Origin of the sequence: Streptomyces mobaraensis NBRC 13819 = DSM 40847 (genome assembly GCF_017916255.1) — a bacterium.
GTDB classification, from domain to species: Bacteria; Actinomycetota; Actinomycetes; order Streptomycetales; family Streptomycetaceae; genus Streptomyces; species Streptomyces mobaraensis.
On sequence record NZ_CP072827.1, the window covers coordinates 7430733 to 7449098 of the forward strand.

Sequence of the window (18366 nt, forward strand, 5' to 3'; positions counted from 1 at the left end):
CGGAACGGTCACTCGGGCTGCTCGGAGTCGCTGCGCTCGAACGCCTCGCGGACGAGGGCGTCGATGTCCATGGCCAGGATCGCGTCGCTCTGGTCCACGGCGCTCGCCTCGGCCTCAGCGTCGGGGGCGGGGGCGGGGGCGGGCAGGGAGGACGCGGGGGACGCGGCCGGGGCCAGCGCCAACAGGGCGTCCAACAGGCCGGCTTCCCGGATCCGGGCGAGGGGTACGGACTCCAGCAGCCTGCGCACCTCGTCGTCGTCCGCCTCGGGGACCCGCAGCCGCGCCGCGCACTCCTCGACCTCCGGCAGCAGCTCCTCCAGCAGGTGCTTGGCCATGGTCTGCGGGGTCGGGTAGTCGAAGACCAGGGTGGCCGACAACCGCTGACCGGTCGCCGTCTTCAGCCGGTTGCGCAGTTCCACCGCCGTGAGCGAGTCGAAACCGGCGTCCTGGAACGAGCGCGCCGGGTCGAGCGCCGACCCGTCCGCGTGCCCGAGCACCCTGGCCACCTCGGCGCAGATCACGTCCTCCAGGAGCCGGAGCCGCTCTTCGGTGTCGAGCGGCGCGAGCCGTTCGGCGAGGGGCGTGTCGTCCTGGACGGCCGCGGTGGCGGTCGTGGTGGTGTGCGCGGTGGGGCGGGTGGTTGTGGGCGGGTGGAGGGTGTGGAGCAGCGGGTGGGTGGGTGTGTGGTGGGGGTTGAGGCGGATGGGGAGGAGGGCGGGGTCGGGGGTGGTGAGGGCGGCGTCGAACAGGGCGAGGTTCTGGTGGGTGGTGAGGGGGAGGAGGGGCCCGTTGTTCATGCGCTGGAGGTCGGCGGTGCTGAGCTGGCCGGCCATGCCGTGTTCGGTGTCCCACAGTCCCCAGGCGAGGGATTGTGCGGGGAGGTGGTGGGTGTGGCGGTGGTGGGCGAGGGCGTCGAGGAAGGCGTTGGCGGCGGCGTAGTTGGCTTGTCCTGCGCCGTCGAGGGTGGCGGCTGCGCTGGAGTAGAGGATGAAGTGGGTGAGGGGGAGGTTGAGGTGTTGGGTGGTGTGGTGGAGGTGCCAGGCGGCGTCGGCTTTGGGGGTGAGGGTGGTGTGGAGGTGGTGGGGGGTTTGGTTGGTGAGGGTGGCGTCGTTGAGGACGCCTGCGGTGTGGATGATCGCCTTGAGGTGGGGGATACCGGTGAGGAGGTCGGTGACCTGGGTGGGGTCGCTGACGTCGCAGGCGGTGAGGGTGATGTTGCCGCCGAGTTCGGTGAGGCGGTTCACCAGCTCGGTGGCCCCAGGGTGATTCGGGCCTTGGCGGCTGGCCAGGGTGATGTTGGTGACGTGGTGGTGGGTGATGAGGTGTTCGGCGAGCAGGGTGGCGAGGCCACCGGTGCCGCCGGTGATCAGGGCGCTGTCCTGCGGGCCCCAGTCCTCGAAACCACTCGGCCGAGCGGTTTGCTCCTCGCGTGCGACACGACCCAGCCGGGCCACGTGCACCCCGTCCGCCCGGACCCACACCTGCGGCTCGGCGGCGGCCAGAGCCGCCGGGAAGAACCGCACCGAGGAGTCGTCCCCGTCCCAGCGCGCCAGGACGAAGCTCTCCGGGTGCTCGGCCTGGGCCGAGCGGACCAGCCCCTCCACCGCGGCGTTGACCAGCCCGCCGGGACCGTCCGTGTCCCGGGTGACAACCACCAGCCGGGAGGACGCCAGGCGTTCGTTCGCCACCCACTGCTGCAGCGTGCCGAGCACCTCGCCCAGCACCTCACGCAGCCGCGCGGGCAGGGCGTCGGCGTCATCGCCGTCCGTCAACTCCGGTACCGGGCACGGGAGAAGCGTCACGCTGGGCGCCGCTTCCTCCAGCGCCGCGAGGTCGGGGTACGCCGACACTCCGGTCCACGCCCAGTCCGCGGGCCGCGCGCCGAGCACCGCCCAGCCCTCGGGGCCGGCCGGGACCCGCACCGCCGCGTCGCCGTCCGGCAGCGGGACCCATTCGACCCGGTGGAGCGGAACCGCGCCGTCACCCGCCTTCGCGATCTGCTCGGCCGACACCGGCCGGGCGACCAGCGAACGCACCGAGGCCACCGGTGAACCGGCCGCGTCGGCCAGCTCCAGCGACGTCGCGTCCGCGACGCCCTCGACCGCCGCGACCCTGACCCGCAGCGAGGTCGCGCCCGAGGCGTGCAGGGACACGTCGTTCCACGCGAACGGAAGCGCGGCACCCTGCCCGGGCCGCCGGCCGCCGTCCCCGAGCAACTCGGTGGCGTGCAGCGCCGCGTCGAAGAGCGCGGGATGGAGACCGTAGGCGCCGGCGTCGCCGTGGGCCTCCTCGGGGAGGGCCACCTCGGCGAAGACCTCGCCGTCGCGGCGCCACGCGGCCCGCAGGCCCCGGAAGACCGGGCCGTACTCCAGACCGTCCGCGGCCAGCGCCGGGTAGAGCGTGTCCACGTCCACGGGCTCGGCGCCCTCCGGCGGCCAGACGCCCAGACCGGCGCCCGGACGCACCTCGGACGCGCCCTCCACCAGGAAGCCGCCCGCGTGCCGGACCCACGGCTCGTCAGCGGGAGCGTCCTGCGCCCGCGAGTACACGCCGACCGGCCGGCGGCCGGACCCGTCCGGCTCGCCTACGGACACCCGGAGGTCCCGTGCGCCACGCGACGGCAGGACCAGCGGCACCTCCAGGGTCAGCTCCTCCAGGACCCGGCATCCCACCTGGTCACCGGCCCGCAGGGCCAGTTCCACACACGCGGTGCCGGGCAGCAGTGTGCTCCCCATGACCGTGTGATCGGCCAGCCAGGCGTGGGACCGCAGACCGATGCGGCCCGTCAGCACCACCGTGCTCGACTCCGGCACGGTGAGCGCGGCACCGAGCAGCGGATGCCGCGCGGGGTCCAGACCGGCGGACGCCACGTCCGCTTGCTCGGCCACCGCGTCGATCCAGTAGCGGCGGCGTTGGAAGGGGTAGGTGGGCAGGTCGACCCGGCTGGTCGCGGGGTGGAGGGTTTGCCAGTCGATGGGGTGGCCGTGGGTCCAGAGGTGGGCGAGGGCGGTGAGGGCCTCGCGGTCCTCGGGGCGGTTGCGGCGTTGGAGGGGGAGGCAGGTGGCGGTGGTGTGGTCGGTGGCCATGGCGGTGAGGACGGCGTCGGGGCCGATCTCCAGGAAGGTGGTGATGCCGTCGGTGGTGAGGGTGGTGATGGCGTCGGCGAAGCGGACCGGGCGTCGGACGTGCTCCACCCAGTAGTCGGCGCTCGTCAACTCCTCCGCCGTAGCCGCCAGACCAGTGACCGTGGAGACGATCGGGATCCGCGGCTCGGCGAACGTCAGAGCCGCCACTACCGTGCGGAAGTCCTCCAGCATCGGCTCCATCAGCGGCGAGTGGAAGGCGTGCGACACCTTCAGCATCGAGGTCTTGCGGCCCTGCTCGCGCAGCGCGTCCACGATCGCGGTGACCGTGGCCTCGGCGCCCGATACGACAACCGCGCGAGGGCCATTGATCGCGGCGATGGCCGCCTCCCGGGCGTCACCGAGCAGGGCGAGGGCTTCCTCCTCGGTGCACTGGAGAGCAGCCATCACACCACCCTCGGGCAGGGCCTGCATCAGCCGGCCCCGTGCGGCCACCAGCGCGCACGCGTCCGCCAACGACAGCACCCCAGCGACATGCGCTGCCGCGATCTCTCCGATGGAGTGCCCGGCCAGCACCTCCGGCCGCACACCCCAGGACTCCACCAGGCGGAACAACGCCGTCTCAACAGCGAACAGCGCCGGCTGCGCGTACTCCGTACGGTTCAGCAGTTCCGCGTCCTGACCGAAGAGGACGTCCTTCAACGGCTGGTCGAGATGAGCGCACACCTCGTCCAGTGCCTCCGCGAACACCGGGAAGGCTTCATACAGCTCCCGGCCCATCCCAAGCCGTTGTGCGCCTTGTCCGGTGAACAGGAACGCCAGCCGCCCCTCGGCGGCCGTCCCGCGCACCAGACCCGCCTCGTCCTGCCCAGCGGCCAGCGCGGCGAGCCCGGCGATGACATCCGCCCGGTTGACGCCCGTGAGGACCGCGCGGTGTTCGAGCTGCGCCCGCGTCGTCGCCAGCGCCGCCGCGATCTCCCCCAGCTCGGGTGCGTTCTCACGCTCGATGACGCCCAGCAGTTGTGCGGCCTGAGCGCGCAGGGCGTCGGCGGAACGAGCACTGAGCAGCCACGGCAGAGCCGGCCCAGCGGCCACCTCCTGCCCTTCCGCCTCCACCGGCGGGGCCTCTTCCACGATGACGTGGGCGTTGGTGCCGCTGATGCCGAACGAGGAGACGCCCGCCCTGCGCGGCCCCTCGCTCTCCCACGCCCGTGCCTCGGTGAGCAGTTCCACCGCGCCCGCCGTCCAGTCCACCTTCGACGACGGCGCGTCCACATGCAGCGTCTTCGGCAGCACACCATGGCGCATCGCCATGACCATCTTGATGATCCCCGCGACACCCGCCGCCGCCTGGGTGTGGCCCAGGTTGGACTTGATGGAGCCGAGCCAGAGGGGCTGGTCGGCAGGGCGGTGTTGGCCGTAAGTGGCCAGCAGTGCCTGTGCCTCGATCGGGTCACCCAGGGTCGTCCCCGTGCCGTGGGCCTCGACGGCGTCCACGTCGGACGGCCGGAGGCCGGCCTCGGCCAGGGCCTGGCGGATGACGCGCTGCTGGGAGGGGCCGTTGGGGGCGGTCAGTCCGTTGCTGGCGCCGTCCTGGTTGACCGCCGAGCCCCGCACGACCGCCAGCACCTTGTGGCCGTTGCGTCGCGCGTCCGACAGCCGTTCCACGAGCAGCATGCCCACGCCCTCGCCCCAGCCGGTGCCGTCGGCGGAGTCGGCGAACGACCTGATGCGGCCGTCCTTGGCTAGCCCCCGCTGCCTGCTGAAGTCGATGAAGGTGTCAGGCGTCGACATCACCGTCGCACCACCGGCCAGGGCCAGAGCGCATTCGCCGTTGCGGAGGGCCTGGATGGCGAGGTGGAGTGCGACGAGTGAGGAGGAGCAGGCGGTGTCGATGCTGACGGCGGGGCCTTCGAGGCCGAGGGTGTAGGAGATGCGGCCTGAGGCGACGCTGCCGAGGCTGCCGTTGCCGAGGTAGGTGTCGACGCCTTCGGGGAGGGGTGTGTGGGTGAGGCGTGAGGCGTAGTCGTGGTACATGATGCCGGTGAAGACGCCGGTGGTGGTGCCGCGGAGGGTGTGGGGGTTGATTCCGGCGCGTTCGAGGGCTTCCCAGGAGGCTTCCAGCAGCAGGCGTTGCTGGGGGTCGGTGCCCAGGGCCTCGCGGGGGGAGATGCCGAAGAACTCGGCGTCGAACTCCGCCGCGTCGTAAAGGAAGCCGCCCTCGCGTGAGTACGTCTTGCCCGGTGCACCCGGTTCCGGGTCGTAGATGTCGTCGACGTTCCAGCCGCGGTCCTCGGGGAACAGGCTGACGCCGTCGCGCCCTTCGGCGAGGAGCTCCCACAGTTCCTCGGGCGTGGTGACGCCGCCGGGGAAGCGGCAGCTCATGCCGACGATGGCGATCGGCTCGTCCGCCGCCGCGCCCGAAGCCGTGCCCGAGGCGGCGGCCGGGGCGGGGGCGTCGGCCGCCGGTCCGGCGGCGAACAGCCGCTCGCCCAGGTGTTCCGCCAGCGTCGCCGGGGTCGGGTAGTCGAAGACCAGGGTGGCGGGCAGCCGCAGGGCGGTCGCCTTGTTCAGCCGGTTGCGCAGCTCCACTGCCGAGAGCGAGTCGAAACCGATCTCGGTGAACGCCCGCCGGCCGTCGATGGCGCTCGCGCCGTCGTGGTGCAGCACCTCCGCGACATGGGTGCGCACCAGGTCCAGCAGCGCCCGCTCGCGCTCCACCGTGTCCAGCTTGCCCAGCCGGGCCACCGCCTCGGGATGCGTGCTCACGGCCGCCGTGGTGGCGGTGTGTGCGGTGGGGCGGGTGGGCGTGGGCGGGTGGAGGGTGTGGAGCAGCGGCGGAGCCGGAGTGTGGTGGGGGTTGAGGCGGACGGGCAGGAGGGCGGGACGGGGAGTGGTGAGGGCGGCGTCGAACAGGGCGAGGTTCTGCTCGGTGGTGAGGGAGAGCAGGGGCCCGTTGTTCATGCGCTGCACGTCGGCGGTGCTGAGCTGGCCGGCCATGCCGTGCTCGGTGTCCCACAGTCCCCAGGCGAGGGATTGTGCGGGGAGGTGGTGGGTGTGGCGGTGGTGGGCGAGGGCGTCGAGGAAGGCGTTGGCGGCGGCGTAGTTGGCTTGTCCTGCGCCGTCGAGGGTGGCGGCTGCGCTGGAGTAGAGGATGAAGTGGGTGAGGGGGAGGTTGAGGTGTTGGGTGGTGTGGTGGAGGTGCCAGGCGGCGTCGGCCTTGGGGGTGAGGGTGGTGTGCAGGTGGTGAGGCGTCTGGTTGGTGAGGATGGCATCGTTCAGGGCCCCCGCGGTGTGGATGATCGCCTTGAGGTGCCGGATACCGGTGAGGAGTTCGGTGACCTGGGTGGCGTCGCTGACGTCACACGCGACGAGGTCGATATTGCCGCCGAGTTCCGTGAGGCGGTCCACCAGCTCGGTGGCCCCAGGGTGATCAGGTCCCTGGCGGCTGGCCAGGGTGATGTTGGTGACGTGGTGACGGGTGATCAGGTGCTCCGCGAGGAGGCTGCCCAGCCCGCCCGTGCCGCCGGTGATCAGAACGCCGTCCTGCGGGTCCCAGCCCTCGAAGCCGCTCGACGGCCCATCCGTCGCGGGGCGTTGACCCGCCACCCGAGCCAGCCGGGGAACGGTGAACTCGCCGCCCCGCAGCGCCAGTTCCGGCTCGCCGCTCGCCAGGGCGGCGGTCAGCCGGGGGAGCGGGACGGGCGTACCGTCCCAGTCCAGCAGCGTGAAGCGGTCCGGGTGCTCGGCCTGCGCGGCCCGCACCAGGCCCCACACCGCCGCGCCCGCCAGGTCCGCGTCCTCGTCGTTCCGCTCACCGCGCGGCCCGACCGCCCCGCGCGTCACGACGACCAGTCGCGATTCGGCGTACCGCTCGTCGTCCAGCCAGTCCTGGAGCGTGCCGAGCGCGGAGCGGGTGGCCTCGCGCACCCTTCGCGGCACGTCCGCGCCATTGATATCGCTGCCGTCGCCGTCCCGGCCCTCCGCGCAGGTGAGGACGATGACACCGGGCATGTCGCCGATCAGTTCCTCCAGCTCCGCGTACGCCGTGGCGCCGGTCCACTCCCACTGCCCGGCTTGCGGGCCGAGCGCCGCCCAGGCGGGGGCGGTGCCGGTGTCCGCCGCCTGCTCGGCGACCGGCAGGGCGGTCCACTCCACGACGTGCAGGGAGGTGTCGGCGCCGTCGCGGGCCGCCGCCACCTGATCGGCCGTCACCGGGCGCATGGCCAGCTCGGTCACCGTGGCGACCGGCCGGCCCGCCGGGTCGGCGAGCCGGAGCCGCAGGCCGTCGTTGGCGGTGGTGGTGACGGCGACGCGCAGTGACGTCGCCCCCGTCGCGTGCACGGTGACGCCGGTCCACGCGAACGGGAGGGCGGTCTGCCCCCCGTCGCTGTCGGCGTCGTCGTCCCGGCCGAGGTCGGTGGCGTGCAGGGCCGCGTCGAGGAGGGCGGGGTGCACGAGGTAGGCGGCGGCGTCCTGGTGGGCGTCCTCCGGCAGGGCGACCTCGGCGAACACCTCGTCGCCACGCCGCCAGGCGGCCCGCAGCCCCTGGAACGCGGGCCCGTAGAGGTAGCCGTCGGCCGCGAGCCGTTCGTACACGCCGTCCAGGGGGATCGGCCGGGCGCCGGGCGGCGGCCATGTGCCGAGATCCGTCTCAGCGGCCGGCGTGTCCGGCGTGAGCGTCGCGGTGGCGTGCAGGGTCCACGGCACGGTGTGCGCCGCGCCGTGCGGACGGCTGTGGACGGTGAGGGCGCGGTGGCCCGCGGCGTCCGGGGCGTTGACCTCCACCCGGAGGTCGGTGTGCGCGTCCGGCGAGAGGGCCAGCGGCGCCTGGAGGGTCAGTTCCTCGACGTGTGGCGTGCCGGTGTGGTCGCCGGCGTGCAGGGCGAGTTCCAGCAGCGCGGTGCCGGGGAGGAGGGTGGTGCCGAGGACGACGTGGTCGGCCAGCCAGGCGTGCGTCCGGGGGCTGATGCGTCCGGTGAGCACGGTGGCGTCGCTGCCGGGGACGGTGACGGCCGCGCCGAGCAGCGGGTGGCCCGCCGGGGCCTGGCCGAGCGTCGTGACGTCGCCGCTGTCGGGGGCGGCCTCCAGCCAGAACCGGCGGCGCTGGAACGGGTACGTCGGCAGGTCGACGTGGCGGCCGGGGGCGCCGGTGTGGAGCGCGGTCCAGTCGACGGCGTGCCCCCGGGCCCACAGGCGGGCGAGCGCGGTACGGGTCTCGGGCCGCTCGGGACGGTCGCGGCGCAGCAGCGGTACGCAGACGGCGGCGGTGTCGTCGGGGAGCGCGGCGCCGGCCATGGCGGTGAGGACGGCGTCCGGGCCGATCTCCAGGAAGGCGGTCACCCCGTCGTCGGCGAGGGCGCGGACGCCGTCGGCGAAGCGGACCGCCTCGCGGACGTGGGTCACCCAGTACTCGGGTGCGGTGAGTTCGCCCGGTTCCGCGGTGCGGCCGGTGACGGTGGAGACGAGCGGGACGCGCGGTTCGGCGTAGTCGAGGATCTCGGCGAGCTGCCGGAACTCGGCCAGCATCGGCTCCATCAGCGGGGAGTGGAAGGCGTGCGAGACCTTGAGCAGCGAGGTCTTGCGGCCCTGCTCGCGCAGCTTCTCGACGATCGGGAGGACCGTGGCCTTGGCGCCGGAGACGACGACCGCGCGCGGGCCGTTGACGGCGGCGACGGCGGCGTCCTGGGCGTCACCGAGCAGGGCGAGGGCCTCCTCCTCGGTGCACTGGAGGGCGGCCATCACCCCGCCCTCCGGCAGTTCCTGCATCAGCCGGCCGCGCGCCGCGACCAGGGCGCAGGCGTCCTCCAGCGTGAACACCCCGGCGGCGTGCGCCGCCGCGATCTCCCCGATCGAGTGCCCGGCCAGCACGTCCGGGCGCACCCCCCAGGACTCCACCAGCCGGAACAGCGCCGTCTCGACGGCGAACAGGGCGGGCTGCGCGTACTCGGTGCGGTCGAGCAGCGCGGCCGCCTCCGAGCCCGCCGGGGCGAACAGCACGTCCAGCAACGGGCGTTCGAGCTGGAGGTCCAGGTAGCCGCAGGCGTCGTCCAGCGCCCGCGCGAACACCGGGAACGCCTCGTACAGCTCCCGGCCCATGCCGGCCCGCTGTGCGCCCTGCCCGGTGAACAGGAAGGCCAGTCGCCCGCCGGCGACCGTGTCGAGGACGACGCCGGCCGCCTCGCCGGCGCCTTCGGCGACGGCCCGCAGCCCGGCGGCCGGTCCGGCCGTGCCGTTCCCCGTCAGCACGGCGCGGTGCTCCAGCTCCGCGCGGGTGGTGGCCAGGGCGTACGCCACGTCCGCCGGCTCCGGGGCGTCCTCGCCGCCCAGCAGCGCGAGCACCCCGGCGGCCTGGGCGGCGAGCGCCTCCGGCGTCCGGGCGCTGAGAAGCAGCGGGAGTTCCTCGGCCTGCCGCCCGGCGGTCCCGGGATCCGGCGACTCTTCGCCCGCGGCCGGATCGTCCGACGGCGGCTCCTCGATGATCACGTGTGCGTTGGTGCCGCTGATCCCGAACGCCGAGATCCCGGCGCGCCGCGGCCGGCCGTCCGGGGTGTCCCACGGCAGCGCCTCGGTGAGCAGCTCCACGTCACCGGCCGTCCAGTCGACGTGCGAGGACGGCGCGTCCACGTGCAGTGTCCGCGGCAGGACGCCGTGCCGCATCGCCAGCACCATCTTGATGACGCTGGCGGCGCCGCCGGCGGCCTGGGTGTGCCCGAGGTTGGACTTGGCCGAGCCCAGGCGCAGCGGCCGGCCCTCCGGACGCTCCTGCCCGTAGGTGGCGAGGATCGCCTGCGCCTCGATGGGGTCGCCGAGCTTGGTGCCGGTGCCGTGCGCGTCCACGGCGTCCACGTCGCCCGGGCGCAGCCCCGCGTTGGCCAGGGCCTGGAGGATAAGCCGCTGCTGGGAGGGGCCGTTGGGGGCGGTGAGGCCGTTGCTGGCGCCGTCCTGGTTGATCGCGGAACCCCGGACGACCGCCAGGACGCGGTGCCCGTTGCGGCGCGCGTCGGACAGCCGCTCGACGACGAACACGCCGACGCCCTCGGAGAACCCGGTGCCGTCCGCCGCCTCGGCGAACGCCTTGCAGCGGCCGTCGGGCGCCAGGCCGCGCTGCCGGCTGAAGGCGGTGAACATGCCGGGGCTGCCCATCACGGCGACGCCGCCGACGAGCGCCAGTGAGCACTCGCCGTCCCGCAGCGACTGCGCGGCCAGGTGCAGGGAGACCAGCGAGCCGGAGCACGCGGTGTCCACGGTGACGGCCGGGCCCTCCAGGCCCAGCGTGTAGGAGACGCGGCCGGAGGCGACGCTGGGGGCGTTGCCGGTCATCAGGTAGCCGTCGAGGCCCAGCGGCGCCTGGTGGACGCGGGTGCCGTACTCGTGCACCTCGGCGCCGAAGAAGACGCCGGTGCGACTGCCGCGCAGCGAGGCCGGGTTGACGCCGGAGCGCTCCAGCGCCTCCCAGGAGGTCTCCAGGATCAGCCGCTGCTGCGGGTCCATGGCCAGCGCCTCACGCGGGCTGATCTTGAAGAAGTCGGCGTCGAACTCGGCGGCCCGGTCCAGGAAGCCGCCCTTGTCGACATAGGACTTGCCGGGCCGGTCGGGGTCCGGGTCGAACATGCCGGGGACGTCCCAGCCGCGGTCGGTGGGGAAGTCGGAGAGCACCTCGCGGCCCTCGGCCAGCAGGGTCCAGAACTCCTCGGGGGAGTCCACCCCGCCGGGGTAGTGGCAGGCCATGCCGATGATGGCCACCGGATCGTCGTCGTCGCCCGCGGCCTCCCGGGCGGGCACGGCGACCGGCTCGGGCGCCAGGCCCAGCGCCCGGCCCCGGATGAGGCGGCCGAGCGCCGCCGGCGTGGGGTGGTCGTAGACCGCGGTGACGGGCAGCTCCAGGCCGGTGGCCGCGGTCAGCCGGGCGTGCAGGTCCACGGCGGCCAGCGAGTCGAACCCCAGCTCCAGGAAGGGGCGTTCGGTGTCCACCGGACCCTTGGTGTCCGGGCGGGCGCGGCGCAGCGCGGCGACGGTGTGCTCGTGCACCAGCTCCAGCACCACGCGCTCCTGCTCGGCGGCGGTCCGACCGGTGAGCCGCTCCACCAGGAGGGCCCGCGCCCGCGGCCCGGTCTCCGGGGCGCCCCCGGGCTCGCCCGCGGTCCCGGCCGACACGGCACCGGACGGGGTGGGAACGTTCTCGGACTCAGTCATTCGGTGCTCTCCAAAAGAATTCCGCGGGCGGAACGGGGCGGGCGGGGTGGTTCGGGGCGTACGCGAAACGGGACGTGCTGCGGGCGGGCCGCCGCTCAGGGCGCCGGCCGGCCGTCCTCGAGCGGGCCGGCGGGCTCGGCCGCGACGGGCCGGGGCTCGTCCGGCCAGAACGGCGCGTCGTAGCTGCGCTGCACGTACGACAGCGCCTCCAGCAGGTCGGACGAGGTGACGGGACGCGACCGCCGGCCGTCCACCAGGCCCGCGATGGGCAGCGAGCCGGTGTCGGCCCAGCGCAGCCAGCCGCGGTCGTCGATGTAGCTGCGGCTGCGCCCGGCGTTGTCCGGGTGCACGCAGTACGGGACGTCCAGGTAGCCGCGCTTGAAGGCGACCAGCAGCGCGTGCCCGACGTCCGGGTGGCTGTTGAGGACGGCGTCCACGAGCGTGCGCGCCTCGGCGTACGTCTGGGAGTCCCCGGGATCGGGGTCTCCCGCCGGTGGCCCGGGGGCGGTCCGCGCCACCCGGGCGGCGTGCTCCAGGGCCGCGACGTTCTCCGCCACGGTGGGGATCCGCCGGGACTCGGCGACGGTCTTGACGATCAGGCGCTCCGAGCCCGTGCCGACCGCGAGTTCGGCCGCCTCCCCGAGCAGCCGGTAGCAGCCCTCGGGGGTGTACGGGTACACCCCCATGTAGGCGTAGATCACCACGTGCCAGTCGGCGTCCGGCAGCAGCTCCGCGCAGAGCCGGCGCAGCGCGGCGACCGCCTCGCGGTCCTGCTCGCGGTTGGTCTGCTGGGCGTAGCTGACGGAGAGGTCGCGGATGCCCAGCCGGTGGAAGAACACCGCCTCCAGGACGCTGACCGCCACCAGCATGCTCGGCGGACACAACTGCCCCAGCAGACAGCCGCCGAACGTCTCGATGTGCGGACTGGCCCCCCACTCGCGGAGCTGCGCGAACAGCGAGCTGCCGCGCTCCCAGTTGCGCATCGACTCGTCGAGCGGGGTACGGCCGTAGGGCAGGCAGTACGAGACCGGGCCGCCCTCGGTGGCGCTGAGCCCGGCCCGCGTCAGCGCGACGAAGATGTCGAACGGCGCCGCCGAGCCGTGCCGGACCTGCACCGGGAAGTCGTCGCCGTGCAGCCCGCGCAGGACCGCCCGGGTCGTCTCCACCGGGTAGCTGACGATGGGGAAGCCGTTGAGGGCCGACCCCTCGCGCAGCGCCGTCTCGATCGCGGCGAGGTCCCCGACCCGGGTGTAGCTGTCCAGGGTGAGGGTGCCGACGGTGGTGGCGTCCGCGCGCCGGGTGGCGTGCAGGCCCGCGCGCATGGCGGCCGGGTCGCCGAATCCCATGCGCGGCTGCACCACCAGGCGCCCGGCCCGGTGCGCCCGGCGGACGAACGCGCCGAAGTCGCCTACGGGGCGCGGCGCGGGCATGTCACCGGGGACGGGGACGGGAGCGGTCCCCGGCACGGGAGCCGTATCCGATCCGGGAGCGGTTCCCGCTACGGGGACGGCGTCCGGCCGCGCGGGCCCCGCCGGTACGCGGGCGGAGGCGGCGTCCGCCCGCCCGGACCCTCCGGGCACCGGCGGGACGGCGTCCGGCCGCCCGTGCCGCGGGTCGCCCTCGGGCGCCTCGCCGAAGCGTCCGTTCACGACAGCGCGGCCCGTCGCGGTATGCCGCCGATGAAGCGCCGGAACGAGGCGATCTCCTGCGCGCCGTCCTCGAAGACGCTGTCGAAACCCGCCTCCATCAGCTCCGCCACATGGTCGGTGCCCTCGCCGCCGGTGATGCCCAGCTTGCCGCCGATGACCGCGGGCAGCTCCGCCAGTCCCGGCTCGGCGCGCAGCTTCCTGATGACCCGCACCCCGTCCTGGTGGCCGTGCCCGTTGACGCTGCTCACCACGAGCAGCGCCGGGGTGCGCTCCCGGCACTCGCGCACCAGGAGTTCGTCCGGGACGCACGGTCCCAGGTTCACCACGTCGTACCCCAGCTCCTCGATCAGCAACTGGAGGAACACCAGGTTCCAGGTGTGCGAGTCGGAGGCGAGGCCGCTGACCAGGACCGTCGGCCGGCGCCCGGCCGGTTCGCGGCCTACGCGCACCGGCAGGATGCCCGCCGGCGCCGGTACCGCCGGTGCCCCCCTTGTCACGGACGCCCCGGGCCCGGCCGGGTCGCGCGGCGGCGGGGTCATGCCGCCCCTCCGCCGCCCGGTACCGCGTCCACGGCGCCCTCCGGAACCGGCGCCAGCGGGGTGCGGCGGTGCTCCAGCCGGGACGCCGAGACGACCTCGCCGCCGCGCACCAGCACCTCGGCGGGGGCCGGCCGGCCCAGGAACATCAGCAGGCTCGCCGTCGGGCCGTACGCCCCGGCGTTGGGGATCGCCAGCACGTCCCCGACCTCCACCCGGGGCAGCTCGACCCGGCGGCCGAGGACGTCGCCGGGCGTGCACAGCGGGCCGACCAGGCTGGCGCTCAGCCCCTCGCCGTGCGCGAGTTCCGCGGCCTGCCCGGCGTCCGCCGGCTGCACGGCCACCGGCAGCAGCCGGCCCAGGCCCGACATCCCGCCGAAGGTGTTGATCCCGGCGTCCAGGATGACGAACGTCCGGCCCCGGCTCTCCTTGATGTTGACCACTCGGGTCAGCAGGACGCCGCTGTCGCCCACCAGGTAGCGGCCCGACTCGCAGGCCAGGTGCGGGGTGCCCCGCCGCCAGTCCGGGAACAGCTCGTCGAGCGCGTCCTCCAGCCGCTCGCGCAGCTTCTCGTACACCGGGCGCTCGCCCGGCACCGCGTAGGGCGCGGCGAAACCGCCGCCGATGTCCAGGAACCGCAGCGGCAGCCCGTGTTCCCGCCCCAGCTCGGCGGCCAGGGCGAGGGTGTGCCGGAACTCCCCGACGAGGCTGTCCTCGTCCTTGGCGTTGCTCAACGGGAAGAAGTGCGCCCCCACCACCTCCGTGCCGGGCACCGCGCGCAGCTTCGGCAGGACCTCGCCCAGCGTCTCCGCGTCGACGCCGAACTGCGAGGGCGTCCCCGTCATCCGGATGCTGGTGGTGGCGCTCGCCGAGGCGCTGTTGATCCGCACCAGGCACTCGGCCACCACACCCTGCGCCCGGGCGGCGGCGCCCACGTGCTCCAGGTCCGTCAGGGACTCCACGGAGAACAGCCGCACCCCGGCGGCCAGCGCCGCGGCCAGCTCGCCGGCGGTCTTCCCCGGCCCGGTGTACAGGCACTCCGCCGGGTCGAAGCCCGCCTCCAGGGCGGCGGCCAGCTCGCCCGTCGAGCTGATCTCGGCCCGGCACACCCGGTCGCCGCCGGTCGCCAGGGCCCGCAGCACCTCCGGGTGCGGGTTCGCCTTGACGGCGCTGAACAGGCTGAACGGCTCGGGGAGCGCGTCCAGCAGATCCGCGCGCGCGGCCTCCACCCGGTCCAGGTCGTACACGTACAGCGGTGTGCCGTACCGCTCGGCCAGTTCGTCGTACCGGCTCACTGGTCGCTCCCGTCGAGCAGCTCCGCGAGCCGCCGCTTCTCGTTCTTGCCGTGCAGGGTCAGGGGCCACTCCGCGAGCACCCGGCAGACCGCCGGGACCTTCTGCTGCTCCAGCCGGCCCGCGAGTTCGCGCAGGACGGTGTGCGGGGCCAGGTCGGACTCGACGAACAGTGCCAGGTCGTGCCGGTCCGACGGGGGCAGCACCGCCGCCGCCCGCACCCCCGGGACGTCCATGGCCGCCGCCTCGATCTCCAGCGTGCTCATCCGGATGCCCTTGCGCTTGAACATGTCGTCCCGGCGCCCCTGGAAGTACAGGTAGCCGTCCGCGTCCAGCGAGCCGTAGTCCCCGGTGTGCAGCCGGAGTTCACCGGTCGGTCCGTGCCGGCGGAAGGTCCGCGCGGTCACCTCCGGGTTCCGCCAGTAGCCGGGCATCACGTGCGGGCCCACGGCCACGATCTCGCCCGTCTCGCCGACGGGCACGGGCGCGCCGTCCTCGTCCACGATCAGGACGCGCGTACCGGGCAGCGGACGGCCCACCGAGTCGGGCCGCTCCCGGTCCTCCTCCGGCGGCATGATGGAGACCCGCTTGCACTCCGTCTGCCCGAACTGCCGCACCACCCGGGCCCCCGGGAACGCCGCGCGCAGCGTCTCGATCACCGGCTGCGGCAGCGCCGCGCCCGTGTTGGTGAACATCCGCACCCGCGGCGCCGGGTCCTCCTCCCGGCGCGCCAGCGTGGCGATCATCGCGGCCAGCGACGGGACGATCGGCACCACCGTCGCCCCGCTCTCCCGGACGGCCGTCAGCAGCCGCAGGTCCGACTCGCCGTCCGCCAGCACGATCTCGCTCCGCCCGGCGGCGCACATCAGGACCTTGTACAGGCCGTAGTCCCACGACATCGGGAACCGGCAGAACACCACGTCGTCCGGGCGGTAGCCGAGCACCTGCACCATCGACCGGGTGGCGAACACCATCTGCGCGTGCGGGCAGACCACCGCCTTGGGCGCGGCCGTGCTGCCCGAGGTGTAGACGAGGACGGCCGGGTCCTCCGGCGCGACGTCCACCGCCGCCTCCGGACGCGGGCCGCGGTCGGCGGTCTTCTCGACCTCGCTCCACACCCCGCCGAACTCGTGCACGGGCGCCCCGGTGACCGTCTCGAAGGTCGCCCGGTCGCCCTCCGCGCAGACCACCAGCGCCGGCTCGGCGTTCTCCAGGACCGACCGCAGGTGGTACGGCTTCATGTGCGGGTTCAGCGGGACGAAGACCGCGCCGCGCCGCGACGCGCCGTAGAACAGGGCGGTCAGCTCCCTGTTGGTGGGCAGCTGGACGACCAGCCGGTCACCCGGGCCGACGCCCCGCTCCGCCAGCCAGTCGGTGAAGGCGCGGCTGTACGCGTCGAGGCGGGCGTAGTCCCACCGCCCCTCGGCGTCGGCGACCGCCGCGGCCGAGGGCGAGGACGCCACGGCCTCGTCCAGCAGGGTGTGGACCAGGCTGTCGGGACGGTGCTCGCGCAGGGGGACACCCCGCGCCGCACCGGTGGTGCCGTCCAAGCCGGGAGTGCTGTCCAACGCTGTTCTCCTGTCAGGTCGTCGGCGTGCTGGTGGTACGGGAGCCGGTGGTGCCGGTGGCACGGACGTCGGCGGTACGGGGCCCGGGGCTCGCGCTCAGCAGCTCGCGCGCGCGGGCCCGCAGCGCGCCGCGGTCGGTCTTGCGGTTGGAGTTGAGCGGGAACTCCTCCAGCCGCCAGAAGTGGCGGGGCGTCATGCCCTGCGGCAGCACCGGGCGCAGCCGCCGGGCGAACACCGAGAGCGGTACGGCGGAACCGGTGTAGAAGACGGCCAGCTCGGTGCCCGCCTCCGTGGCCACGTCGACCGTGACGGCCTCGGTGACGCCCTCGCAGCCACGCAGCGCGTGGTCCACCTCGGGCAGCTCGACCCGCCAGCCGGCGACCTGCACCTGGGCGTCCAGCCGTCCGAGGTAGGCGAGTTCACCGTCGGAGGCTTCGGAAGCGTCGGAGGCGTCCCCGCCGATCCGGCGCACCCGGTCGCCCGTGCGGTACCAGACGCGGCCGTCGTGGTCGAGGAAGCGGCCCGCGTCGTCGCCCGGGTCCAGGTAGCCGGCCGTCCGCTGCGGACCGGACACGCACAGCTCGCCCTCCCGCTCGGCGGGCTTCCCGTCCTCGTCGAGGAGCAGGTGTTCGTGGCCGCCGTTGATCCGGCCGATCGGCACCACCCCGTTCACCGCGATCCGTTCCGAACGCTCCGGATCCCAGCGGTGCGCCGCGATGGTGATCGTCAACTCGGTGGGGCCGTAGAGGTTCTCCAGCGTCGAACCCGGTGCCGCCGCCTGCCAGTCCGCCGCGTCCCGGCAGGTCAGCGCCTCACCGGCGAAGAAGCTCCAGCGCAGCCCGGGCAGCGCCCCCGGCGCCAGCCCGCCGAGCCGGCGCACCAGCCCGATCGCGCTCGGCGTCGAGAACCACACCGTCATCCGGTGCTCCGCCAGGAACGCCGGCAACTCCCGGTACGCACCCGGCGGCACCCACAGCGCGGTCGCCCCCGACCCCCAGGCGCAGAACAGGTCGAACATCGCGCAGTCGAAGTTCAGGTCGAACGTCTGCGAGAAGACGTCGTCCGGAGTGAAGTCGTAGCGCTCGTCCTGGAGGCGGAAGTAGTGCGCGGCGCTGCCATGACTGATCGGCACGCCCTTGGGGCGGCCCGTCGAACCGGACGTGAACAGCATGTACGCGGCGTCGTCCGGCCGCACCGGCCGCGGCGCCGCCAGCGCGCCGGCCGGCCGCGGCTCGATCCGTACGACACCCGGAAGCGTCCCCGCCGGACAACCCGGCGCGAGCACCGGCAGCCCCGCGCCCCGGCCCTCCGGGGTGAACGCCGGTCCGCCGTCCGGGTCCGGCGCCAGCAGCTCGGGCAACTGCGCCCAGCCGGCCTCGTCCACGACGACGGCCGACACCCCGGCCGCCCGCATCATCCGGCGCGTGCGCGCGACCGGGAACCCCGGCTGGAGGGGGACGACCGTGGCCCCCGCGTACAGCGCGGCCAGGACGCCGACGTACGCGCGGACGCCCTTGGCCGCCAGCACCGCCACCGCGCCCGGCGGTCCCGCCACCGCGCCCGACAGCGCGCCCGCCCACTCCAGGGCCCGCTCGTGCGCCTCCTCGTAGCGGATCGCGTCGGCGCCGACCCGCACCGCGTCGTTGCGCGGCGCGAGCTGCACTCCGCGCAGGAAACGCCCGTGCAGCGCCGTGTCCGAAGTGGCGTCCACCGCTGCTCCTCTGCTGCTCACTGGGTTCGCTCCGGGACGTGCGGCGGCGCCGCTCAGGCGGCCTGGTCCGCGACGAGCCGGGACAGCGCCTTCCACAGCACGCCGGGCGTCGCGAACGTCTCCGGGCTGAGCGCGTCGTCGTGGAAGCGCACCTGGTACGCGTCCTCCAGCGCGGCGAGCAGCTCGACGATGCCCAGCGAGTCCAGGCCCAGGTCACGCAGCCCGGTGTCCTGCGTGAGCTGCTCGTCGGCGCCCAGGAACGGCAGGAACCCGCGCAGCAGGTCCTCGAACTTCTGGTCCCACATGGTGATGGCCTCTCGGTGAGTCGGAG

At 74.3% G+C, this 18366-nt stretch carries 7 protein-coding genes; all 7 read right to left on the reverse strand.

What is annotated here, in order from left to right; genetic code table 11:
- Positions 1 to 8: 8 nt before the first annotated feature.
- Positions 9 to 11279 carry a type I polyketide synthase gene (locus J7W19_RS32090; protein ID WP_210455420.1) on the reverse strand — a complete coding sequence of 3757 codons (11271 nt, stop codon included), beginning with the start codon at positions 11277 to 11279 and terminating at the stop codon, positions 9 to 11.
- A gap of 95 nt (positions 11280 to 11374) precedes the next feature.
- On the reverse strand, positions 11375 to 12709 hold the full coding sequence (locus J7W19_RS32095) for a methylaspartate mutase (protein WP_051072722.1): 1335 nt from the start codon (positions 12707 to 12709) through the stop codon (positions 11375 to 11377).
- 215 nt (positions 12710 to 12924) lie between these two features.
- Positions 12925 to 13467, reverse strand: coding sequence for a cobalamin B12-binding domain-containing protein (locus J7W19_RS32100; protein WP_004951743.1), 543 nt, complete (start codon positions 13465 to 13467; stop codon positions 12925 to 12927).
- On the reverse strand, positions 13464 to 14759 hold the full coding sequence (locus J7W19_RS32105) for a type III PLP-dependent enzyme domain-containing protein (protein ID WP_004951741.1): 1296 nt from the start codon (positions 14757 to 14759) through the stop codon (positions 13464 to 13466). The genes J7W19_RS32100 and J7W19_RS32105 overlap by 4 nt, the downstream gene beginning before the upstream one ends.
- Complete coding sequence (locus J7W19_RS32110; RefSeq protein WP_040891852.1) at positions 14756 to 16270, reverse strand: AMP-binding protein; 1515 nt, start codon at positions 16268 to 16270, stop codon at positions 14756 to 14758. Before J7W19_RS32110 ends, J7W19_RS32105 begins: the two co-directional genes overlap by 4 nt.
- A 67-nt stretch (positions 16271 to 16337) precedes the next feature.
- A complete protein-coding gene (locus tag J7W19_RS32115) occupies positions 16338 to 18035 on the reverse strand; it encodes an AMP-binding protein (protein ID WP_004951737.1) in 1698 nt (565 codons plus the stop codon).
- A gap of 53 nt (positions 18036 to 18088) precedes the next feature.
- Complete coding sequence (locus tag J7W19_RS32120) at positions 18089 to 18340, reverse strand: acyl carrier protein (RefSeq protein WP_004951735.1); 252 nt, start codon at positions 18338 to 18340, stop codon at positions 18089 to 18091.
- Between the last annotated feature and the right edge of the window lie 26 nt (positions 18341 to 18366).